Source organism: Pseudomonas sp. CAN1, from assembly GCF_030462585.1.
Classification (GTDB): domain Bacteria; phylum Pseudomonadota; class Gammaproteobacteria; order Pseudomonadales; family Pseudomonadaceae; genus Pseudomonas.
This window is the reverse complement of sequence record NZ_JASMRU010000035.1, coordinates 1-22,441: the sequence shown is the minus strand read 5'-3', so window position 1 is coordinate 22,441 and position 22,441 is coordinate 1. Positions and strand designations below refer to the sequence as shown.

Annotated in this window: 20 protein-coding genes; 1 reads left to right on the top strand and 19 read right to left on the bottom strand. The window is 66.4% G+C overall.

Going from position 1 to position 22,441, the window contains the following annotated elements; genetic code table 11:
• Window positions 1-95: 95 nt before the first annotated feature.
• The 8 genes from pcaD to QO207_RS27165 form a co-directional block, all read right to left on the bottom strand.
• Window positions 96-899: a 3-oxoadipate enol-lactonase gene (pcaD, locus tag QO207_RS27200; RefSeq protein WP_301535363.1), complete on the bottom strand. Its 804-nt coding sequence runs from the start codon at window positions 897-899 to the stop codon at window positions 96-98.
• Between the two features lie 9 nt (window positions 900-908).
• Window positions 909-2,279, bottom strand: a complete 1,371-nt coding sequence (locus QO207_RS27195) for a 3-carboxy-cis,cis-muconate cycloisomerase (RefSeq protein WP_301535362.1) — start codon at window positions 2,277-2,279, stop codon at window positions 909-911.
• A 229-nt stretch (window positions 2,280-2,508) separates the two neighbouring features.
• A complete protein-coding gene (pcaF, locus tag QO207_RS27190; protein WP_301535361.1) occupies window positions 2,509-3,714 on the bottom strand; it encodes a 3-oxoadipyl-CoA thiolase in 1,206 nt (401 codons plus the stop codon).
• Complete coding sequence (locus tag QO207_RS27185) at window positions 3,711-4,493, bottom strand: CoA-transferase subunit beta (protein WP_301535360.1); 783 nt, start codon at window positions 4,491-4,493, stop codon at window positions 3,711-3,713. Before QO207_RS27185 ends, pcaF begins: the two co-directional genes overlap by 4 nt.
• Window positions 4,493-5,341, bottom strand: a complete 849-nt coding sequence (locus tag QO207_RS27180) for a CoA transferase subunit A (RefSeq protein WP_253454131.1) — start codon at window positions 5,339-5,341, stop codon at window positions 4,493-4,495. The genes QO207_RS27185 and QO207_RS27180 overlap by 1 nt, the downstream gene beginning before the upstream one ends.
• 351 nt (window positions 5,342-5,692) lie before the next feature.
• The gene (catA, locus tag QO207_RS27175; RefSeq protein WP_301535359.1) at window positions 5,693-6,625 is read right to left on the bottom strand and encodes a catechol 1,2-dioxygenase; all 933 of its coding nucleotides are present in this window, start codon (window positions 6,623-6,625) and stop codon (window positions 5,693-5,695) included.
• A 47-nt stretch (window positions 6,626-6,672) separates the two neighbouring features.
• Entirely contained in the window at window positions 6,673-6,963 is a 291-nt protein-coding gene (catC, locus tag QO207_RS27170; RefSeq protein WP_017519458.1) for a muconolactone Delta-isomerase, read from the bottom strand.
• Between the two features lie 41 nt (window positions 6,964-7,004).
• The gene (locus QO207_RS27165; RefSeq protein WP_301535358.1) at window positions 7,005-8,126 is read right to left on the bottom strand and encodes a muconate cycloisomerase family protein; all 1,122 of its coding nucleotides are present in this window, start codon (window positions 8,124-8,126) and stop codon (window positions 7,005-7,007) included.
• Between the two features lie 148 nt (window positions 8,127-8,274).
• On the opposite strand from QO207_RS27165, the gene QO207_RS27160 reads away from it, so the two are divergent.
• A complete protein-coding gene (locus tag QO207_RS27160) occupies window positions 8,275-9,147 on the top strand; it encodes a LysR family transcriptional regulator (RefSeq protein WP_301535357.1) in 873 nt (290 codons plus the stop codon).
• Window positions 9,148-9,165: 18 nt separating this feature from the next.
• On the opposite strand, the gene QO207_RS27155 is transcribed toward QO207_RS27160, so the two are convergent.
• From QO207_RS27155 to QO207_RS27105, 11 genes are all read right to left on the bottom strand, one after another.
• Window positions 9,166-9,942, bottom strand: a complete 777-nt coding sequence (locus tag QO207_RS27155) for a 1,6-dihydroxycyclohexa-2,4-diene-1-carboxylate dehydrogenase (RefSeq protein ID WP_301535385.1) — start codon at window positions 9,940-9,942, stop codon at window positions 9,166-9,168.
• Between the two features lie 77 nt (window positions 9,943-10,019).
• Window positions 10,020-11,033, bottom strand: coding sequence for a benzoate 1,2-dioxygenase electron transfer component BenC (benC, locus tag QO207_RS27150; RefSeq protein WP_301535356.1), 1,014 nt, complete (start codon window positions 11,031-11,033; stop codon window positions 10,020-10,022).
• A 78-nt stretch (window positions 11,034-11,111) separates the two neighbouring features.
• On the bottom strand, window positions 11,112-11,600 hold the full coding sequence (benB, locus tag QO207_RS27145; RefSeq protein WP_301535355.1) for a benzoate 1,2-dioxygenase small subunit: 489 nt from the start codon (window positions 11,598-11,600) through the stop codon (window positions 11,112-11,114).
• The gene (gene benA, locus QO207_RS27140; RefSeq protein ID WP_301535354.1) at window positions 11,597-12,964 is read right to left on the bottom strand and encodes a benzoate 1,2-dioxygenase large subunit; all 1,368 of its coding nucleotides are present in this window, start codon (window positions 12,962-12,964) and stop codon (window positions 11,597-11,599) included. The genes benB and benA overlap by 4 nt, the downstream gene beginning before the upstream one ends.
• A 483-nt stretch (window positions 12,965-13,447) precedes the next feature.
• Window positions 13,448-14,401 (bottom strand): AraC family transcriptional regulator, encoded by a 954-nt coding sequence (locus QO207_RS27135; RefSeq protein ID WP_301535353.1) that lies wholly within the window; start codon window positions 14,399-14,401, stop codon window positions 13,448-13,450.
• Window positions 14,402-14,643: 242 nt separating this feature from the next.
• Window positions 14,644-18,951, bottom strand: a complete 4,308-nt coding sequence (locus QO207_RS27130; protein WP_301535352.1) for a pilus assembly protein — start codon at window positions 18,949-18,951, stop codon at window positions 14,644-14,646.
• A gap of 31 nt (window positions 18,952-18,982) precedes the next feature.
• Window positions 18,983-19,525: a PilX N-terminal domain-containing pilus assembly protein gene (locus QO207_RS27125; RefSeq protein WP_301535351.1), complete on the bottom strand. Its 543-nt coding sequence runs from the start codon at window positions 19,523-19,525 to the stop codon at window positions 18,983-18,985.
• Window positions 19,522-20,298, bottom strand: a complete 777-nt coding sequence (locus tag QO207_RS27120) for a prepilin-type N-terminal cleavage/methylation domain-containing protein (RefSeq protein WP_301535350.1) — start codon at window positions 20,296-20,298, stop codon at window positions 19,522-19,524. The genes QO207_RS27125 and QO207_RS27120 overlap by 4 nt, the downstream gene beginning before the upstream one ends.
• Window position 20,299: 1 nt before the next feature.
• The gene (gene pilV / locus QO207_RS27115; protein ID WP_301535349.1) at window positions 20,300-20,842 is read right to left on the bottom strand and encodes a type IV pilus modification protein PilV; all 543 of its coding nucleotides are present in this window, start codon (window positions 20,840-20,842) and stop codon (window positions 20,300-20,302) included.
• Window positions 20,839-21,324 (bottom strand): GspH/FimT family pseudopilin, encoded by a 486-nt coding sequence (locus tag QO207_RS27110; protein WP_301535348.1) that lies wholly within the window; start codon window positions 21,322-21,324, stop codon window positions 20,839-20,841. Before QO207_RS27110 ends, pilV begins: the two co-directional genes overlap by 4 nt.
• 272 nt (window positions 21,325-21,596) lie before the next feature.
• The coding region (locus tag QO207_RS27105) for an MFS transporter (protein WP_301535347.1) at window positions 21,597-22,441 on the bottom strand (845 nt) is incomplete at its 5' end.

The window sequence follows — 22,441 nt, the reverse complement described above, 5'->3', positions numbered from 1 at the left end:
ACCTGTAGGACCGAGGGGGGCGCCTAGCCCTTGCTCGCGAACCCGAGCCCGCAGCGGGGTTTGTTCGCGAGCAAGCTCGCTCCTACGAAAAGCAGTTATGCGCGCAGGAAGTCCAGCACACGCTGGCTGAAGGCATCGCCAGCCTGCACGTTGGACAGGTGCGCGGCGCGGAATTCCACCAGCTCAGCGCCGGGAATGCGCGACTGCAGGAAGCGGCCATCCTCGGTGGTGGTCACCGGGTCGGCGGCGCCGCAGACCACCAGGGTCGGCGCGGTGATAGCACCGATCTCGCCACGGAAATCGGCATCGCGCACCGCCGCACAGTTGGCTGCGTAACCTTCCGGCGAGGTCTGCGCCAGCATGCCAACGATGGGCTCGACCTTGYCCGGCTCGGCCTCGGCGAAGTCAGCGGTGAACCAGCGCGAGATCGAAGCATCACGCAGGTTGCGCATGGCCTCGGCGCCGCCTTTGAGCACGGTATCGATGCGCGGGTTCCAGATTTCCGGGGTACCGATCTTGGCGGCAGTGTTGCACACCACCAGGCGCTCGATGCGCTGCGGCGCATGGATGGCCAGCCACTGGCCGATCAGGCCGCCCATGGACAGGCCGCAGAAATGCGCGCGCGGGATGTCCAGCGCGTCCAGCAGGGCCAGCACGTCGCGGCCGTTCTGCTCAATGCTGTACGGGCCGGGAGTGACCAGCGAAGCGCCGTGGCCGCGGGTGTCATAGCGCAGCACGCGGAAGTGTTCGGCGAAGGCGGCAACCTGCGCGTCCCACATGTGCAGGTCGGTGCCCAGGGAGTTGGACAGCACCAAAACCGGAGCGTCGGCGGGGCCCGAGCGTTGCGGCCCTTCAAGTAGGTAATTCAGGTCGCCATCGGCGAGACGTACGGCAGGCATGCAAGGCTCCTATCGGGATTCTTTGCGCAAGGAAAGTGCTTGGTGTTCAGCCAGCGCGCGCTCGACCCAGCGGCGCGCCTGACCCAGGTAATGGGCGGGATCGAGCAGGCGATCCAGGTCCCCAGCATTCAGTTGGGCGGCGACTTCGGCGTTGTCGCCGAGCACCGCGCGCAGATGTGCGCCCTCCTTCACCGCCTGCTTGCAGCACTGCTCCACCAGGTGGTGCGCGGCGTCGCGGCCGATGCGCTGGGCCAGGGCAACGCTCACGGCTTCGGCGAGTACCAGCCCGCGGGTCAGATCGAGATTGGCGAGCATGCGCCCGGCATCGACTTCCAGGCCCGGCACCAGACTGAGCGCCTGTTGCAGTGCGCCGGAGACGAGGCAGCACAGCTCCGGCAGGCTTTCCCATTCGGCGTGCCACAGACCGAGGCTGCGCTCGTGCTCCTGGGGCATGGCGGCGAACAGCGTCGAGACCAGCCCCGGCGCGCGGGTCGCCGCGCCAATCAGCACGGCGGCGCCCACCGGATTGCGCTTGTGCGGCATGGTGGAGGAACCACCCTTGCCCGGCGCGGACGGTTCGAAGAGTTCGCCAGCCTCGGTCTGCATCAGCAGGCTGAGGTCGCGGCCGAGCTTGCCGAGGCTGCCGGCGATCAGACCGAGCAGGCTGGCGAACTCCACCAGACGGTCGCGCTGGGTGTGCCAGGGTTGTTCGGGCAGTTGCAGGTCCAGTTCTTCAGCCAGTGCTTCGGCCACGGCAAAGCCCTGTTCGCCCAGGGCGGCGAGGCTGCCGGAGGCGCCACCGAATTGCAGGCACAGCAGGCGCGGCTTGAGTTCGTTCAGCCGCTGGCGATGGCGGGTGATCGCACCCAGCCAGCCGGCGATCTTCATGCCGAGGGTGACGGGGGTGGCATGCTGCAGCCAGGTGCGGCCGACCATGGGCGTGCCGGCGTGGGCCTGTGCCTGAACAGCGAGCGCGTCGGCCAATTGGGCGAGGTCGCCTTCGAGCAGTTCGATGGCAGCGCGCAGTTGCAGGACCAGCCCGGAGTCCATGGCGTCCTGGCTGGTGGCGCCCAGGTGCACGTAGCGCTCGGCTTCGGCGTCCTCGGCGGCGATGCGCTTGCCCAGCGCCTTCACCAGCGGGATCGCGGAGTTGCCGGCGCTGCAGATGGCCTGGGCCAGTGCAGCGAAATCGTAGAGTTCGGCGCGGCAGGCGGCGGCGATGGGCGCCACGGCACTCGCCGGGATCACGCCCGCACGGGCCTCGGCTCGGGCCAGTGCGGCCTCGAAGTCGAGCATGCCCTGCACCCGGCCGTGGTCGCTGAAGATCGCGCGCATGGCCGGTTGGGTAAAGTAGGCGTCGAACAGAAGGTTGGTGCTCACTTGGGTGGCTCCGGAGATCGGCGGCTTGGTCGGGATAGTATGGCGCGTTGGGCTGCCCTCACCCCAGCCCTGGCTGCGCGCCCCGCTCCTGAGGGAGAGGGAGCTATCTGCTGCAGCGGGATAATTCAGCGCAGCGGCAGCCAAGGGTGAACCTGTAGGAGCGAGCTTGCTCGCGAACGAACCTCGCTGCGAGGGCCGGGTTCGCGAGCAAGCTCGCTCCTACGAAGAACTAAACGCGCTCGACGACCAGCGCCACGCCCTGCCCCACGCCCACGCACATGGTGCACAGGCCGAGCTTGCCGCCGGACTTCTGCAGCTGGTGTACAGCGGTCAGCACCAGACGCGCGCCGCTGGCGCCCAGCGGATGGCCGAGGGCGATGGCGCCGCCGTTGGGGTTCACCCTCGCGTCGTCATCGGAGATGCCGAGATCACGGGTAACCGCCAGGCCCTGCGCGGCGAAGGCTTCGTTCAGCTCGATGACGTCGAATTGATCCACCGACAGGTTCAGGCGCTCCAGCAGCTTGCGCACCGCCGGCACCGGGCCGATGCCCATCACCCGCGGGGCGACGCCGGCGCTGGCCATGCCGAGCACTTTCGCACGCGGCGTCAGGCCGTGTTTCTTAACCGCTTCAGCGCTGGCGAGGATCAGCGCCACGGCGCCGTCGTTCACACCAGAAGCGTTGCCGGCGGTGACGGTCTTGCCTTCACCATTGACCGGCTTGAGCTTGGCCAGCGCTTCCAGGGTGGTGTCCGGGCGCGGATGTTCGTCGGTGTCGACGACGGTCTCGCCCTTGCGGCCCTTGATCACCACCGGGACGATTTCCTCGGCGAAGTAGCCGCTGGCCTGGGCGACGCCGGCACGCTGCTGGCTGCGCAGGGAGAAGGCGTCCTGGTCGGCGCGGTTGACGTTGTAGTCGTCGGCCACGTTGTCGGCGGTCTGCGGCATGGCATCCACGCCGTATTGCGCCTTCATCAGCGGGTTGATGAAGCGCCAGCCGATGGTGGTGTCCTCGATCTTCTGGCCGCGGCCGAAAGCGCTGTCGGCCTTGCCCATCACGTAGGGCGCACGGGACATGGACTCGACGCCACCAGCGATGACCAGTTCGGCTTCGCCACTGGCGATGGCGCGGAAGCCGGTGCCCACCGCGTCCAGGCCCGAGGCGCAGAGGCGGTTGAGGGTCACGCCCGGCACGCTTTCCGGCAGGCCGGCCAGCAGCAACGCCATGCGCGCCACGTTGCGGTTGTCCTCGCCGGCCTGGTTGGCGCAGCCGAGGTAGACCTCGTCCAGCGCGGCCCAGTCGACTTGCGGGTTACGTTCCAGCAGCGCCTTCACCGGCACGGCGGCGAGGTCGTCGGCGCGCACGCCGGAGAGCGAGCCGCCGAAGCGGCCGATGGGCGTGCGCACGGCGTCGCAGATGAAGACCTCGCGGCTCATTCCTCACCTCCCAGCTGGCCGTGGGCGGCGGCGGTGCGGGCTTCGAGGGCGCGCAGGGCTTCCAGCTCGACGGCGGTCGGCGCGACGGTCTCGGTGACCTGTTCGGCGAAGCGGATCGCCCAGCCGGTGTTCTCCACCACCTGCTCGCGGGTCACGCCCGGGTGCAGGGTGGTGACGATGAATTCATTGCTGCCGGCTTCCGGCTCCATGATGCAGAGGTCGGTGATGATCGCCACCGGGCCTTTGCCGGGCAGGCCGAGCTGCTGGCGGTGGTCGCCGCCCTCGCCGAAGCCGACCGAGGTGATGAAGGCCAGCTTGTCGACGAAGGTGCGGTGGGACTGCTTGAGGATGATCAGCACTTCCTTGGCGGAACCGGCGATCTCCGGAGCGCCACCGGCGCCGGGCAGGCGCACCTTCGGCTTGTTGTAGTCGCCGATGACGGTGGTGTTGATGTTGCCGAAGCGGTCGACCTGGGCTGCGCCGAGGAAGCCGACGTCGATGCGCCCGCCCTGCAGCCAGTAGCGGAAGATCTCGCCGGTGGGCACCACGGTGTCGGCGGTTTCGGCCAGCTCGCCGTCACCGATGGACAGCGGCAGCACACTCGGCTTGGCGCCGATGGGGCCGGATTCGTAGATCAGGACCACGTCCGGCGAGGCGGTCAGGCGCGCGAGGTTGGCGGCCTTGGACGGCAGGCCGATGCCGACGAAGCAGACGGCGCCGTTCTTCAGGCGGCGGGCGGCGGCCACGGTCATCATTTCATTGGTGCTGTAGGCGCTCATTACTTGGCCTCCGCGAGCTTGGCTCGGAACTCTGCAAAGTCTTGGGTGCCGCGGATGTAGGTATCGATCCAGGCGTTGAAGGTGTCGCGGTCGCGGGCGATCGGGTCCCAGGCCTGGTAGAAGCGGTTGTCGCGCTCGGAGTAGCCGTGGGCGTAGGACGGGTGCGAACCGCCGGGCACCAGGCAGACGGCGGACAGCGCCCAGGTCGGCAGCACGCAGGAGTTCATCGGCGCGTTCAGGTCGTCGACGATTTCCTCGACGGTGACGATGCAGCGCTTGGCGGCCAGGGCGGCTTCCTTCTGCACGCCGAGGATGCCCCAGAGCAGGACGTTGCCCTTGCGGTCGGCCTTCTGCGCGTGGATCACGGTGACGTCCGGGCGTACCGACGGTACGGCGGCCAGTTGCTCGCCGGTGAACGGGCAGTTGATGAACTTGATGTTCGGGTTGACCTTCGGCAAGTCGGAACCGGCGTAAGCGCGCAGCACGGCGAACGGCAGGCCCGAAGCGCCGGCGACGTAGGAGTTGGCGAGGTCGGCGTGGCTGTGCTCGTCGATCTCCAGCTCGCGCGGCCAGCCTTTCTCCACCGCGTCACGCAGGCGATGCAGCGAACCGACGCCGGGGTTTCCGCCCCAGGAGAAGGTCAGCTTGCGCACGCAGCCGGCACCGATCAGCAGGTCGTAGACCAGGTCGGGGGTCATGCGCACCAGGTGCAGGTCTTTCTTGCCCTGGCGGATCAGCTCGTGGGAGGCAGCGGTCGGAATCAGGTGGGTGAAGCCTTCGAGCGCGACGGTATCGCCGTCGTTGACGAAGCGCTCGACCGCTTCGCGGAGAGTCAGGAGTTCAGCCATGGTCGGTCTCGTTGTGTAGGGGGTGCCGATGGGAAAACAGTACCGTCGGGGGGATGGGCGAACAATGCGATAATCGACTATTGGTGCGAATATCGAACACTTCTCTTAGGGGGCTAACGGACATACGGTCACTCGGAGGCAACCCCAAAACGTAGGAGCGGACTCCGTCCGCGATAGCCCCACAGCACGAGAGCATCGCGGACGGAGTCCGCTCCTACGGGTGATCCGGGTATGCGAGGTGATTGCCAGCGGGCTGCTTTTCGTAGGAGCGAGCTTGCTCGCGAACCCGCCCGGCAGCGGAGTGGCCGGGAAACTCTGTTCGCGAGCAAGCTCGCTCCTACAGGTTTGGCGTCAGGCGCTTTGCAAAGCGCGGGGACGGGTGCTGCGGTCTTCGGCGTCGGCGGAAACCGCCTGCTGCAGCTGGAAGTCGAACTCGATCTCGGCGAAGCGCCCGTCCACACCACGCGCCTTAGCGGCGTCGGCGTCCTCGACGAAACGCACCTCACCAATCAGCCCATCGCGGGTGGCATAGGCGAAGTCGTCCCACAGGTATTGATCACCGGCGAGGTTGATCTGCGTGGTCAGGTGGCGATGCCCCGGCGCGGAGATGAAGAAGTGGATATGCGCCGGGCGCTGGCCGTGGCGGCCGAGTTGGTCGAGCAATTCCTGGGTCGGGCCGTCCGGCGGGCAGCCGTAGCCGCTGGGTACGATGCTGCGGGCTTTGTAGCGACCTTCCGCATCGGTGACGATGCGCCGGCGCAGGTTGAACTCGGACTGGGTGCTGTCGAAGTAGGAGTAGGTTCCCTTGGTGTTGGCGTGCCAGAGATCGACCACGGCGCCAACCAGCGGCTTGCCCTGCGGGTCGAACACGCGACCGGAGAGGAACATCACGGTGCCCGCATCCTGGCCGTCGTCCATCCGTGCTTCGCCTTCGGACAGCGGCGCGCCGGCGACGTAAAGCGGGCCTTCGATGGTGCGCGGAGTACCACCGCCGATGCCGGCAGCTTCATCCTGGGCGTCCAGCAGCAGGTCGAGGTAGTGCTCGACGCCGAGGCCGGCAACGACCAGCCCCGCTTCCTGACGGGAGCCGAGGCGGTTGAGGTAGTCCACCGCCTTCCAGAATTCGTCGGGGGTGACGTGCATGTCTTCGATCAGTTTCGCGGTGTCCTGCAGGATGCGCAGGACGAGGTTCTTCACCCGCGGGTTGCCCTGGTCATTCAGGGCGCCGCTGGCTTCTTCGAAGAACTTCTGGATATCGGCAGTCTGGGAAATCTTCACGGTCATGATGCGATCCTCAAGTCTTGTTCTTGTTGAGTCGTTCGGGACGTAAATCAGCGGTCGTCGGAATGGATCGAGGACGGGTGGCGGCAGAGCCCGTCGACCTCGATGTCCATGTACGGGAACAGCGGCAGTTGCATCAGGGTGTCGTGCAGTTCCTCGACGCTGGCGAGGTCGAACACGCTGTAGTTGGCGTAGTGCCCGGCGATGCGCCACAGGTGGCGCCACTTGCCCTCGCGCTGCAGGCGCTGGGCCAGTTCCTTCTCGTCGGCCTTGAGCTGGGCGGCTTTGGCCGGGTCCATGTCGACAGGCAATTTCACGGTCATCTTCACGTGGAACAGCATCGGGTCTTCTCCTCTATCGGGCAGTCGGAAAGGGTTGTGAATCAGTGGCGGCGGAAGCGCGCCAGGCGCTCTTCGTCGAGGGTCAGGCCCAGGCCGGGCGTGCGCGGCACGTGCAGCTGGAAGTCGCGGTAGACCGGCGCCTCGGTGACGATTTCTTCGGTGAGCAGCAGCGGGCCGAACAGCTCGGTGGCCCAGGTCAGCTTCTCGAGGGTGAGGAAGGCGTGGGCCGAAGCCAGGGTGCCGACCGCGCCTTCGAGCATGGTCCCGCCGTACAGCGCGATGCCGGCGGCTTCGGCGATCTGCGCAGTGCGCAAAACGGCGCGCGGGCCGCCGTTCTTGGCGATCTTCAGGGCGAAGATACTGGCGGCACCGTCGGCGGCGAGGCTGAAGGCGTCGGCCACGCTCTCGATGGATTCATCGGCCATGATCGGCGCCGGGCTGCGCTGGTTCAGGCGCACCTGGCCGCTGCGATTGATCCGCGCAATGGGCTGTTCGATCAGGTCGATGCCGTTCTCGCCGAGCACCTGGCAGCCGCGGATGGCCTGGGATTCGTCCCAGCCCTGGTTGACATCCACGCGCACGCTGGCGCGTTCGCCCAGGGCCTTCTTGATCGCCACCACATGCTTGAGGTCCTGCTCCAGCGGGTTGGCGCCAATCTTCAGCTTGAAGATGCGGTGGCGGCGGATTTCCAGCATCTGCTCGGCTTCGGCGATGTCGCGGGCGGTGTCGCCGGAGGCCAGGGTCCAGGCCACTTCGAGACTGTCGCGCACGCGGCCGCCGAGCAGCTCGCTGACCGGCAGGCCGAGGCGCTTGCCCTGGGCGTCCAGCAGTGCGCTTTCAATGCCGGAGCGGGCGAAGGTGTTGCCCTTGATCGACTTGTCCAGGCGCTGCATGCAGGCGTTGATGTTGCTGGCGTCCTGGCCCTTGAGCAGCGGTGCGAAGTGCGCGTCGATGTTGGCCTTGATGCTTTCCGGGCTTTCGTTGCCGTAGGCCAGGCCGCCGATGGTGGTGGCTTCGCCGATGCCTTCGACGCCGTCGGAGCAGCGCAGGCGGATGATCACCAGCGTCTGCTGCTGCATGGTGTGCATGGCCAGCTTGTGCGGGCGGATGGTCGGCAGGTCGACGATGATCGACTCGATATGCTCGATGACGGGGCTACTCATGGACGGCGTTCCGCTCCGGGATGTCTGAATGGGCCGGGACGCACTGCGGCGATACCCGGAAGGTCTTTTGACGGATAAAGAAGGATTGCGTCTGGCCCGCAGGGCAGTCCAATATCGTTGCCGTCTGGTTGCATACCCTGGAGGTATCATGGAGCTGCGACACCTGCGCTACTTCCGCGAAGTGGCCGGCACCCTCAACTTCACCCGCGCCGCCGAGCGCCTGCACATCGCCCAGCCGCCGCTTAGCCGACAGATTCAGCAGCTCGAAGAACTGCTTGGCGTGCCGCTGCTGGAGCGCGGCCGGCCACTGCGCCTGACCGACGCCGGGCGTTACTTCCACGAGCAGACCGGCACCCTGCTGGCGCAGCTGGAAAGCATCTGCGAGAGCACCCGGCGCATCGGCCAGGGCGAGCGCCAGTGGTTCGGCATCGGCTTCGCGCCCTCGACGCTGTACGACGGCCTGCCCGAACTGATCCGCGAGCTGCGCGGCGACGCCGCGCTGGAACTGGGGCTGCAGGAAATGACCACGGTGCAGCAGGTCGAGGCGCTGAAAAGTGGACGCATCGACATCGGCTTCGGGCGCATCCGCATCGACGACCCGGCGATTACCCAGCAGGTACTGCGCGAGGAGCCGATAGTCGCCGTACTGCCGGCCGGGCATCGCCTGCTGGGTGCGCCGCTGAGTCTGGAGCAGCTGGCCGGCGAGGACTTCGTGCTCTACCCCGCCAACCCGCGCCCCAGCTATGCCGACCACGTGCTGGCGTTGTTCGCCAACCACGGCCTGAGTGTGCGCGTGACGCAGTGGACCAACGAGCTGCAAACGGCCATCGGCCTGGTCGCCGCCGGCCTGGGCGTGGCGCTGGTGCCGGCGTCGGTGCAACAGCAGCACCGCGCCGACATCGGCTACGCCACGTTGACCGACGCCGAGGCGGTCTCGCCGATCATCCTCAGCCAGCGCCGTGGCGACGTCAGTGCGCCGCTGCAACGCTGCCTGCAACTGATCGGCGCAGAGCTGCTGTAAGCGCATCATCGCAGCGCCTCAGCCGAGGTCGCCGCCACCCACCGGCAGGGTCACGCCGGTGATGTAGCTGGCTTCGTCGGAGGCGAGGAAGAGGATCGCACCGACCTGCTCGTCGATGCTGCCGTAGCGTTTCATCAAGCTGCTGTCGAGGGTCTGGTCGACGATCTGTTGGTACCAGACCTTCTCCTCTGCACTTTGCTGCGACGCGTTGCGCGGGATGCGCCGGGGCGGCGCCTCGGTGCCGCCGGGAGCAGTGGCGTTGACCCGCACGCCGCGCTCGGCGGTCTCGAAGGCCAGGCACCCGGTCAGCGCATTCACCCCACCCTTCGCCGCGCCGTAAGGCACGCGATTCACCCCACGAGTGGCGATGGACGACACGTTGACGATGGCGCCTGCGCCCTGCTCCAGCATCGGCACCAGCGCCGCGCGACAGCACCACAGGGTGGGGAACAGCGAACGGCGTACCTCGGCTTCGATCTCGTCCTCGGCGTAGTGCTCGAAGGGTTTAGCCCAGATGGTGCCGCCGACGTTGTTGACCAGGATGTCGAGTCGGCCGAAGCGTTTTACTGCCTCATCGACCACATGCTGGCAGTCGGCGAAACGTTCCAGGTCGGCGGTAAGAGTGAGGACTTCGCCGCGCTGGCCGAGAACGTCCTGCAACTCGTGGACGATCTCGGAGCGGTCCACGGCGATGACCCTGGCGCCCTCCTCCAGCAGTCGCTCGGCGACGCGTCGGCCGATGCCCTGGGCGGCGCCGGTGACGAGGGCGATCTTGTCGTTGAATCTTTTCATGATGACCTCATGGCCTACCTTGCAGGAGCGCGCCGTGAGCGCGATCGCGGGCATGGCCCGCTCCTACAGTTGATCGGGAATCACGCAGCACTGGCGGCAAATTTCTCGTAGTAGAAATTCGCCGGCGTGATGCCCTGTAAACGGATGTGCTGGCTGACCGCCTCGACCATCGGTGGCGGGCCGCAGAGGTAGATATCCACCTCGCCATCGTTCAGGTGCGCCGGCTCGATGTGCTGGGTGACGTAGCCCTTTTTCGGGTAGCTGCTCTCGGGGCTGGCCACGCAGGCGCTCCAGGTGAAGTTGGGGATGCGCGCAGCGAAGGCCTCCAGGCGGTCCATCTCCACCAGGTCGAAGTCGTGGGTGACGCCGTAGATCAGGTGCAGCGGATGCTCGCTGCCGCGCTCGGCGATCTGTTCGAGCATCGCGGTGAAGGGCGCCAGGCCCGTGCCGCCGGCCAGCAGCAACAGCGGCCGCTTGATCTCGCGCAGGTAGAAGCTGCCCAACGGGCCGGCCAGGGACATGGCGTCGCCGGCTTTCGCCAGACCGGTGAGGAAGCTGCTCATCAGGCCGCCCGGCACGTTGCGGATCAGGAAGCTGACCTCGCCGTCCTTCTGCAGCGAGCTGAAGGAGTAGGCGCGGCTCTGTTCGCTGCCCGGCACCTGCAGGTTGACGTACTGCCCCGGTAGAAACGCCAGCTTGCTCAGCGACTCGCCCTTGATCGACAGCGCAATGGTGCTTTCGGAAAGCTGGCGCACGGCGCTGATGCTGGCCTCGAAATTGGCCTGGGCGGTCTTGCAGACCTGCGAGGAAGCCGGCACGCGCACCACGCAATCACTCTGCACACGCATCTGGCAGGTGAGCACGTAGCCCTGCTCGGCTTCGTCCTCGGTCAGTGCATCCTCAATGTATTCCTGGCCCAGGTCGTAGCGGCCGGCTTCGGCGAAGCACTTGCAGGTGCCGCAGGCGCCGTCGCGGCAGTCCAGCGGGATGTTGATGCCCTGGCGGTAGGCCGCATCGGCCACGGTCTCGCTGGGGCTGGCGTCGATGAAGCGGGTAACGCCGTCTTCGAAGTTGAGGGCGATATTGTGGTTCATGGCGTGCACCTCGGTGCCGCGCAGGGAGCGTCACACGCGGTAAATCCACGCGCGTGACGCACTGCCCTGACGGCTTATTCAGATGTGGTAGATGTCGATGACCTGGCGGACGTAGTCGTTCTTCAGAACCACTTTCTTCGCCCTCACCAGCGGCTGCTCGCCACGCACATCGAGCGTGTAGAAGCTGGTGCCGAAGTAGCTGTCGACGGTCTTGTAGCGGAAGCTCAGGGTGTGCCAGTTGAAGCGCACCTGGCATTGCCCATCGGCCTCGCCGAGCACCTCGATGTTGCTGATGTTGTGCGAGGTGCGGGTGTCCGGCAGGGTCGCGCTGGAGCGCTCGGTCTTGATGCGGAAGATGCGGTCTTCCAGGCCGCCGCGGTTGCCGTACCAGATCAGCGAGATTTCCCGCTGCGGGTCTTCGGTGAGCTGGTCGCGGTCGTCCCAGGAAGGCATCCAGAAGGTGGCATCGGCGGCGTACAGCTCCAGCCACGCATCCCAGTCCTTGTCGTCGAGGTAGCGCGCTTCGCGGTGGAGGAAGTCGCGGACGGTCTCGTAGCGGCTCATCACACGCCCTCCTCTGTCACGGCGATGCGATGGGCCTGCTCGGCCGCCAGCGCGTCGATCATGGTCTGCTGCCAGTACTGGTGCTGCAGCACGAACAGGCCTTCATCCTCGGTGCGCACGCCGGACAGCGCCGGCGCCAGCTCGATCTCCCGCGCCGCGTCGTCGGCGCCTTCGATCCAGTGCTTCGCACCGCGGGACATGTCATTCCAACCGCCAGCGCTGCCCTGGTAGGCCTGCTGGCAGGAGCGGAATTCCTCCAGGTCATCCGGCGTGGCCATGCCACTGACGTTGAAGAAATCCTCGTACTGACGGATGCGCTGGGCGCGCGCTTCGCTGCTCTCGCCCTTGGGCGCGATGCAGTAGATGGTGATCTCGGTGCGGTTGACGTCGATGGGCCGGGCGATGCGGATCTGCGAGCTGAACTGGTCCATCAGGTAGACGTTGGGGTAAAGGCAGAGATTGCGCGAGTTCTCGATCATCCAGTCGGCGCGGGCGCGGCCATGGTCGCGGGCCAGTTCGTCGCGGCGCTCGAAGGCCGGGCGCGCCTCGGGGTTGGCCCAGCGGCTCCAGAGCAGCAGGTGGCCGTGGTCGAAGGAGTAGAAACCGCCGCCGTGCTTGGCCCAGCCGCCGGCGCTCATGGTCTTCACTTCCTCGCCCGCTTCGCGCTGCTGACGCTGGTTCTGCGTGGCGGCGTAGTTCCAGTGCACCGAGCTGACGTGGTAGCCGTCGGCGCCATTCTCGGCGGTGAGTTTCCAGTTGCCTTCGTAGATGTAGCTGCTGGACCCGCGTAGCACTTCCAGGCCTTCCGGGGACTGGTCGACGATCATGTCGATGATCTTCGCCGACTCGCCCAGGTGCTCCACCAGCGGCTTGACCTCGGCCTTCAGGCTGCCGAAGAGGAAGCCGCGATAGGACTCGAAACGCGCGACTTTGGTCAGGTCATGGGAGCCTTCGCAGTTGAAGCCTTCCGGGTAGCCGGCCTCGGCCGGGTCCTTGACCTTGAGCAGCTTGCCGGAGTTGTTGAAGGTCCAGCCATGGAACGGGCAGGTGTAGCTCGAACGGTTGCCGGACTTGTGCCGGCAGAGCATGGCGCCCTTGTGGCTGCAGGCGTTGAGGAAGGCGTTGAGTACGCCGTCCTTGTTGCGCGCGATGAAGATCGACTGGCGACCGATCAAGGTCGTGAGGAAGTCGTTCTTCTCGGGGATTTGGCTTTCATGGGCGAGGTAGACCCAGTTGCCTTCGAAGATGTGCTTCATCTCCAGGTCGAACAGGCGCGGGTCGGTGAACATCTCCCGCCGGCAGCGATAGACGCCTTTGGCAGAGTCTTCCTCAAGCAGCGAACGCAGGTAGTCGATACCCAGGGACATGGCCGGGGCCTCCGTTGTTATTGTTCAGGCAGGCTCAGGTTAGGGCTGGGTGGGCGGGGGCAATATCCGCTTTGTGCAGAGTGCTATCCGTTTTCTGCAGGGGTGGTTTTGTGTGGGCGGCTTATGCAGGGCACGGGATTGCTCCCTGTAGGAGCGGAGCTTCTCCGCGAAATCCCCGCGGCGAGATCTGTATTCACAGGAGGACTCCTCGGAACCATCGCCTGTCGGCGATTCGCGGAGAAGCTCCGCTCCTACAAGAGCATCACGCCCCGGCGGATAACCCGGAACGGGTTATCCGCCCTACGAAGCGGCTTTCGCAGGATTGGCCCGGCGCCGACCGGTTCGCCCTCCCCGGCGAACGCTTGAGTAGGATGGGTGGAGCTTGCGATACCCATGCTGTCGGAGTGCGGGAATTGATGGGTATCGCTGCGCTCCACGCCATCCTACGTTGGTGCTCCAGCATGACGCCGGAGGGGGTAGAGGTCAGCTACGACGCTTGAGCGTCTCCGACGGCAGCTCACCAAACTGCTGCCGGTACCCTTCGGCAAAGCGCCCCAGGTGCAGGAAGCCGTAGTCCAGCGCCAGCTCGGTGACGCTGCGCACCGGGCACGCCGGGTCGCTCAGGCAGGCGCGAATCCGCTCCAGCTTTAGCCGGCGAATGTACTGGCGCGGGGTGGTGCCGGCATGGCGTTCGAAGAGCGCGTAAAGCGAACGCAGGCTCATCGACGCTTGACGCGCCAGGGCTTCGACGTCGATGTCCTCGCGCAGGTGGCCTTCGATGTAGGCCTCGATGCGTTCGAAGGAGGCGCTGGCACCAGCGATGGGTTCGCGGCTGACGTTGGTCTTCAGCAGGGTCAGCAGCTTGCTGGCGACTATCTGCTGGTAGTGCTCGTCGACCCGCGCCAGGCGCTCGCCGGCTTCGGACTCCTGGCAGACCATCGACAGCAGGTTGACGAAGCCTTCCAGCTCGCCCAACTGGTAGCGGTTTTCGGTGAAGCGCACGCCGGCACGCGGGTGGTTCCAGCGCTGCTCGGCGCAGATGGCTTCGAGCAGGGTCACCGGAATCTTCAGGATGAATTTCTCGCAGTCGTCCGAGTAGGTCAGGTCGACCGGGTCATCCGGGTTGATCAGCAGCAGCTCGCCCGGCGCCAGGTAGTGCTCCTGGCGCTGGCCGCGCCACAGGCAGTGGCCGCTGAGGAGAATCTGCAGGTGGAAGATGCTTTCCAGCGCCGGCGAGGTGACCCGCACCGCGCCGCCATAGCTGATGCGGCACAGGTCCAGGCTGGCGAAGCGACGGTGGTTGAGGCTGGCCTGGGGTTGGCCGTGGGCCGGCAGGCGCAGGTCGTGGGTGCCGACGTGCTGGTTGACGTAGCCGGACACCGCGTAAGGGTCGGCGCGCTCGAAGACGCGGCTGCGTTCGCTCAGCAGGCTTTGCATACGGGCACTCACTGTTGTTGTTCATGGCCGCGCTCTGGGTCGCGGCTCGTGCGTCCAGTCTATGCCGTCGCCCCTGGCCGGAAGAACGATCGGGATGGACGGTCGCGCGGGCGAGAATCGGACAACAGGCAGCCCCGCGCATTCGGCCACCCTAGGTGCCGTTGCGCGGCCAGGCAATTCGACCTGTGGCGGACTGTTCGGCTATCGCCCGCTTTCTCTCGCCGCACCGACTAGCCGGTCGATCAGTTGGCCGGCTGTATCTGCCAGGTGCGCCGCCCGCTGACACTGCCGGTGTTGGTGCGGATGCCGTCCTGGGTGTTGGGATTGTCCGAGTTGCCCCAGGTGTAGCCGCCCGAAACGGTGATGTCGCCGCCGCCGGTGACAAAGCCGGACAGGCTGTCGAAGTTGCCGTCGTTGTCCAGGTCGAAGACGTTGTAGGGAGTAAGCCCGCCGCGCTCCGGATCGACCGCGTAGATGGTGCCGGAGATACCCGCCGTGCAGGTGCCGGTCTGCGGGGTGATGCTGTTGATCACCAGGCTGGAGCCGTACAGCGTCATGTCGTAGACCATGCGCTCGCCGCTCTGCATGAAGTCGAAGTACCAGCCCCATTTGTTGACGTTGGCATCGGCGGTGTTGCCCGAGGTGTCGTACCAGGCCACGTCGTTGTTGCTCAGGGTGTAGGTCGATACGCCATTGAACACGCCGGAGCTCAGCGTCTGCGCTTGCAGGCTGCTGCGCGTGCGGCTGCCGGTCAGCGAGGTGGTGGTGGCCTCGCCGGCGGTCTTGCGGTCCCAGATGCCGTAGACGCTCTGCTGGGTGGTCGTGGTCTTGTCCACCGTCAGCAGGTAGCGCCCGGTGCCGAACACCACGATGTAGCCGGTGCCGCTGGGGTGGTCGAGCAGGTAGGGCTCGGCGCTGATCGGCTGGCGCACCCCGGCAGAGTTGCGCGCCACGTACAACGGGCTGCCGCCGAAGGACACGGCGTAGCGCGATTCCGCCGCCGCGCTGTTAAGCGGATCGGCCACGGCGGTGTCGATGAGGTCGAAGCGCCAGAGGTTGCCCAGCAGGTCGCCGCCGTAGGCGTAGTCGGCGATGCCATCGCTGTTGGCGTCGGCCACGAACAGGCGCGACAGGCCGTTGGCCAGGCCGTCCACCGCCGCCGTTTCGGCGCTGGTCAGGCTGGGTGTGGCGGTGATCTTGCGCAGCAGCGAGCCGGACTGGATGTCGATGATCAGCAGCGAGGCAGTGCTGGCGCCAGTGTCGTAGCCGTTGGGCACCATCGCCACCCATTTGCCGTTGTGCAGCCGGGCGATGGTCGGGCTGGCGGCGGTGTAGCCCAGGCTGGCGTCGTTGTCGCTGGTGAACTCCCAGAGCAGCCGCGGCGCGGTGGGGTCGGTGATGTCCAGGGCGAACACCTCGCGCCCGCCGGCGCCCAGGCTGCCGACCAGCACCTTGTGCCAGGCCGAGCCGTAGTACACGTCGGAGATCACCGGCGGACCGTCGACGAAGTAGCGGTGCTCGGTGCCCTGCTGCTGGCCGTAGTCCGGCGCGGTGAGCGCATTGAGATTGGGGAACACGGCGCTGGGCACGAAGGCGAACTGTTCGGCGCCAGTGGTGGCATTGAATGCGTGGAGCATGCCGTCGTTGGCGCCGACGTAGACCATCGGTGCATTCGCCGCCTGCGCGGTGCTGTAGGCGGCATAGGTGCTGCTGCCCTCCAGGGCGTCGGCGCGGGAAGAGAGGAAGTCGGAACCGCTGACCAGGACCGGCGAGGAGTTGATGATGTCGCCGATCAGCGAGGCGCGGGTGCGGAAGGTGCTGTTCTCGCCGCGCAGGAAGCCGACGCGGGTCTGCCCGAGGTTGTCCACGGTGCCGGTGACGGTGCGGTTGAGCTGGGTCTGCTGGGCGGTGGTCAGGTTGCTCCAGTTGAAGGCGGTCAGGCTGCCGTTCTTGGCGAACAGGATGTTGCGCGAAGCCGGCGAACCGAGCTGCGCGGACGCACGCCAGACGATGGAGCTGGTGGCGGTGTTGGAGCCGGCGGTGCGCACCTTCTGGCGCTTGATCAGGTCACCGGTCCAGTCGCTGGAGGTGAAGCTGGTGCCGTATACATAGCTGCCGCTGTCCAGCGACTGGGTGTCCACCGCGACGGCGGTGACCGAGGTGTTGAGCTGGAGGATTTCGTCGAACGCGGACTTCAGCTGGGCCGCCAGCTGGCTGGGGTTGCTGACCAGGAAGTAATTGTCCGGCACGCCGTCGCCGTCACGGTCCCAGCTGGTGAGGTCGCTCTTGCCGTACTTGGCGGCGTACCACAGCGGGTCCTGCAGGGTGGTCACCGCGCGGGTGGCGGTGGGGGTGAAGTTGCGCGTGTGGTAGGACGGTCGGCTGCCACTGAGCGCCCCGCTGCTGCCGCTCAGGCCCGGCAGCAAGGCGCAGGTGACCGAGGCGCAGTCGCCGGGCGAGCGGCCATCGGGGGTGTCGAGCTTGTACCGGGTGCCGCCGCTGCCGCCGCCGGTGACTTCCAGGTAGACGCCATCCTTGGTGGTGCCGGCCATGGTATAGCCCATGTGCGATTCATCGCCCGCCACCGAGTATTCGGTCTGGCTGGTGACGTCCACGGTGCCGTCGCTCCTTGCCGTCACGGTGTAGAGCACGATGGCGTCCATGTCGTAGTCGCGGCCCTGGGCGGAGTCGTCGTAGACCACGCGGAAGGTGATCGAGGTGAGGTTGCCGGCGCTGTCGTTGGTCAGGGTGTCGATGTAGAAGCCGGTGATCTGGCTGACCACGCCCTGGCTGACGTTCATGCTGAACGGCACCAGGCGCAGCGAGCCCCTGCTGGTCCTGATACTGATGTTGGGCAGGGTCGAGGACAGGGCGATGGAGAAGCTCTGCACCGAGTTCGAGCCGGCGGTGGTCAGCGAGTTCTGGCTGCCGAAGTAGGACACCGCGGAGGAGCTGTAGCTGCCCTGTCGCGTGGGCTCCTCAGCCAGGCCGCGAATGGTGGCGAAGCTGGTGGCGGTCTTGGCGGTAGGCGCGGAGTCGCTGATGCTGCCGGACTGGCCGACGTTCACCGAGGCGCTGCCGCCCACTTCGTTGCTCCACAGGGTGGCGCCGATGCTGGCGAAGTCGAAGCCGATGTCGCTGCTCGGGCGGGCGTCGGTGCCCAGCGTGCTGCCGGGCACATCGGAATCGTAGCTGGGGTTGATGTCGCTCATCAGGGTCATGAACGGCAGGGTGCAGGACGGGTAGACGCTGTAGGGGTTGGTCCAGCTGCCCAGGCTGGTCAGGCCCAGCGCGGTGTCCGACGTGCCGGCGGCGTAGTTGCTGTTGGGCGTCTTGCCGGCGTAGTAGCGCAGGGTTTCGTAGGCCATCTCGCCCAGGGGGTTTCCCCAGTCGACGCACTTGCCATTGGTCAGCGGGTTGAGGTTGTAGCCGCTGGAGTCGGTGCAGCCGGTGGAGAACACCAGGCGGTCGAGGTTGGCGACTATGCCGCTGTTGTTCACGTAGCAACGGCCGTTGAAACAACCGGTGCCGGTAATGGCATCGGTCAGGAAGCGGCCATTGGCGCTGCTGTACTCGTTGCTGAAGGACGATGCCGCCTTGCGCAGCACGCCGCCGCGCAGGTTGTTGCCATAGGTGCCGGTGACCAGGCCGAAGTACATCTTGTCTGCCGAGCCGTAGTCATGCAGCACGCCGGTCGGTTTGTAGGTGCTGCCGTACTGGGTGCAGTTGCTTTCCAGCAGGCCGGCAACGCAGGTGCGCACGCGGACGTTGTAGTCGTACGCCGGAATGATGGTGGTGTCGACGTTGGTGGTGCTGGTCAGGGTGTTGGTGCCCTGGGCCGACTCGCGGGAGACCCAGCCCCAGATGCGATAAGTCCCCAGTAACGCCTGCTGCAGGCTGGTGATGATCCGCAGGCGTGGCGCGGCACTGCTGTTGTAGGCGCCCAGCGTGCCGGAGCCGATGGAGGTGTTGGCGAACAGCACGTACTTGCCGTTGGTGGGCACCGGGATCGGCGTGTAGTCGGAGAGGTTGTAGCCGTCGCGGGCGACGCTCAGGTATTCCTTGCCCCAGCTGTGCGCATCGTTGGGGATGAAGGCGCGCTCCAGGATCGTGCTCAGGGTGGTATCGGTGGAGCGGTAGCCGCCGTAGAGCACCTTGCGCAGCACATCCAGGCGCGACATGGTCAGGTAGTTCAGGTAGTCGCCGCTCCAGCGGCCGAGGGCGCTGGTGCACTTCTTCGTGGCGGTGGTGCTGGAGGGCGTGAACACGCCGCTGAGCACGTCGTAGATGTAGCACTTGTAGGAGTCGAAGTAGCCGGTGTAGTCGATGCTGGGCTTGTAGTAGGTGTCCAGCTGGCCGTCGCCATCGATGTCCGAGGCATCGTTGTAGGCGGGGAAGTAGAGCTTCTGGTCACGCCCCACCACCAGCATGTTCATCGGCGGCGCGGTGTTGCTGACGAACAGCGGCGTCTGCGCCAGCGACGCGCCCCATGCCTGGGCCGCAGCCAGGCAGGACAACAGCAGCAACAGCGTCAGGCGAAACGTCTTCATGGCGTCGGCATCCCTGTTCGACGAGATGGATTCACTGGATGACCAGGCCGAAGGTCGAGCGCAGGCACAGCGCATCCGGGCCGCAGGCCTTCACCCCAACTGCACCGTTGTAGGCCTCGGAGTTCACTTCGTAGTAGTAGGTGCAGCCGGCCTGGCCCTTGGACAGGTAGGCATTGCCGCTGCCGCCGGAGCCGCCGCGGCAGCTGTTGGAGATGTAGCGCAGGTACCAGCGGGCGTTGCGCAGCAGCGTGGTGCCGCCATCCAGGCCGGTGTAGACGGTGGAGCCGGTGAAGTTGGTCGCATAGGTGGTAGCCAGACCGGTGAAGCAGGGCATCGACGACGCCGTGCAGTTGTCCAGCGCCCGTGTGCTCTTGCGGATGCGCCCTTCCCCTTCGCGCAGTGCCGACTCCGCCGCGCTCATCAACCGCTGCTGTTCGAGGCGGTTGCCGGTCATCCGGCCTTCCAGCTGCATGCCGCGCATGCCGCTGACCGCCGCCAGCGTGATGAGAATCAGCATGACCAGGGCGATGAACAACACGGCGCCACGCTGCCGGGCGGGTGATAGACGCTTCATGGCATGAGGTTCCTCAACATGCTGCTGCCGCTGACGATGCGCCGCACCGGGCCATCACCATCGGTGCAGGCGTTGCTGCCGTAGAGGTCCCGCCAGCGCTGGCAGGTGGTGGCAGCGAGGCCGCCGGCGACATTCGCACTGCTGGCCAGCAGCATGGCGTAGCGCAGGCTGCGCACCGTCTGCCCAGTGGCCGGCGTGTCGACGTACTGCGCCACCTTGCGGTTGTACTCGTCGTTGCTGGCATCCACCCCATAGTCGAAGCGCACCGCGACGACGTTATCCAGCAGCGTGGTGCCGTTGCACAGCAGCTTGGCGCCGCTGAGCGTCAGCTTCTCCACCACGTTGTTGCTCGGGATGTAGCTGCTGTAGGGCTTGGTCAGGCCGGGGCGGCCACTGAGCGCAGCGCCGCTGCAGTCCACGTCCGCCGTGTCGCGCGGCTGGTAGCGCAGGCACAGGGTACTGGCGTCCACCCGAACCAGTGCCTGGCCGCTGGCGAAGACGCAGCCGTTGCTGCTGAGCGCCGGGAACGACGCTGCCATCCGCGAGGACGGCAAGCGTCGGTAGCCGGCCTTCGCCAACCGCGCTTCGAGGATCTGCTGGGCGTAGCGGGCGTTGTCCTGGTTCTGCGCCTGGCTGTTGAAGTAACGCGCATTGTTCTGCCCATCGAGGAACACCTGGGTCACCCCGAGGATCAGGAACAGACTCAGGGTCATGGCGATCATCAGCTCGATGAGCGTCATGCCGGCCTGCCCCCTGGGCGATTCGCCGCGCATCTCAGGGCGCCTCGCGCAGCACATAGCGACAGATCGTCGTGTCGCCGGTCGCACTGGGGTTCAGGCACTCACCGGCCTTGACCCGCCAGGCCAGCTGGATCTCGATGGCCGAGCCGCTTCCGCTGCAGGTGCTGGAGCCGTTGGTACGGCAGACATGGAACTCGCTCGCCAGGCTGCTGGCATCGGGTAACGCCTGTTGCACCCGCTTGGCCCAGCAGCCCAGGCGCTGGGCGGCGGTCAGCGAAGCCAGGGAAACGCAGCTCGAAGGCGCCGCCGGGAAGCTCGCACCATCGGCCTTGTAGTAGCCCCAGGTCGTTGGTGGCTGCAATTGGGTGGCACTGCTGTCCTGGGTCGAATACAGATCGGCGCGCATGGTTTCCAGCAGTTCGTCCGCCAGCTCGGCGGCGGTGCTGCGCATCGTCGTATCAGCGGCGTAGCTGATGGTGCGAGCCTGCATGGAGAACATGCCGAGCACGCCGATGCAGGTCACCACCAGCGCGACCAGCACCTCGATCAGACTGAAGCCCGCCGGCCGCCGCGTCACTGCCCCGCTCCACCGCTCAGGCTGATGAAGCCGGACGGTTCGACGGTCACGCTGAAGGCCTTGGAAGTACCGCTGCTGGTGACGCCGACGCTGGCATTGGCGGCCGTGCCGTCGGGCTTGAAGGTCAGGCTGCTGACACTGCTGTTGACGCTGAGGCTGGACGGCAGGTCCAGTTGGCGGCTGACGACATCGCTGCTCTGGGTGCCGCAGCTGGTGGCGCGGACCAGGGTCCACTGCAGGTTGGCCGAGGTGGGACAGAGGGTCAGCGCGGTGCGGGTCGATACGGCGTCGGTGCGCGCCGCCTGCAACAGCTGGAACAGCGTGGTTGCGCCATTCTGTACGCGGCTCGACTCGATCATCGAACGGAAGCTGGGGAGCGCCACTCCGGCGAAGATCGCCAGCAGGGCGACGACCACCATCATCTCCACCAGGGTAAAAGCTCCCTGGTGCCGTGGGTCCCTCGCCCGCCCTGGGCGTGGCATTGAGCAGTCACTTGCACGAAGACACATGGACGTTTCCATCAATGCTCTGGTGGCCCCCGAGGGGTGCCAGGACAACGTATGGTTAATGGTCCGACAGACGTTTCTTCTGTTAGTTGAATCTGTTTTGCGTCAGTGGATGCGAAAACGCTACCACTCGTGCTCAGTTATAGACCGCTCATCCTGCCGGTGCCAAAAATCCACCCTGCAGACGATGGAAGGCAGCTGCGCGGAACGACGGCCGGGGCGTTGCACCCCGGCCGGAAAAACATCCCTCAGGTCGCGTCGGCGTGGCTCACCAGCCCCTTGACCACCACGGCGACGGTGGCGATGGCGGCGGGCACCATCAGCGCGGTTAGCACCTGCTCGAAGTTCCAGCCCAGGCCCAGCAGCGTGGCGCCGATCCAGGCACCGAGGATGGCGCCGAAGCGTCCGATGCCGAGCATCCACGACACCCCCGTGGCGCGCCCCTGGGTCGGGTAGAAGCGCGCTGCAAGGGACGGCATCGCCGACTGCGCACCGTTCACACACATGCCGGCGGCCAGCACCAGGGTCGCCAGCAGCGTGACGGTGCCCAGGCTCTGCCCGACGAAGTAGGCGAACACCCCGGCCAGGCAGTAGAAGATGCCGATGACCTTGTGCGGGTTGAAGCGGTCCATGGCCCAGCCCACCGCTACGGAACTGAGCACCCCGCCGAGCTGGAACAGCGCGCCGATGAACGCCGCCTGCTCCATGCTCGCGCCGGCATCGCGCATCAGCGTCGGCAGCCAGCTGGTGAGCAGGTAGACGATCACCAGGCCCATGAAATAGGTCAGCCAAAGCAGCAGGGTTCCCGCGCTGTAGGTGCCGGAAAAGATCACCTTGAACACGTTGCGGCTCTGCACCGTCTTCTGCTCAGGCACGCTGAAGTCGCGGGCGGCGACCACTTCGCCGGGAGCGATGGGCGCCAGCACGCGCTTGACCTTGTCCGCGCCGCGGTTGCGTACCACCAGGAAGCGCGCCGACTCCGGCAGCCACACCAGCAGCACAACTGCCAGCAGCAGCGGCAACACACCACCAAGCAGCAGCAGGCTATGCCAGCCGTAGGCCGGGATCAGCTTGGCGGAGACGAAACCGCCAG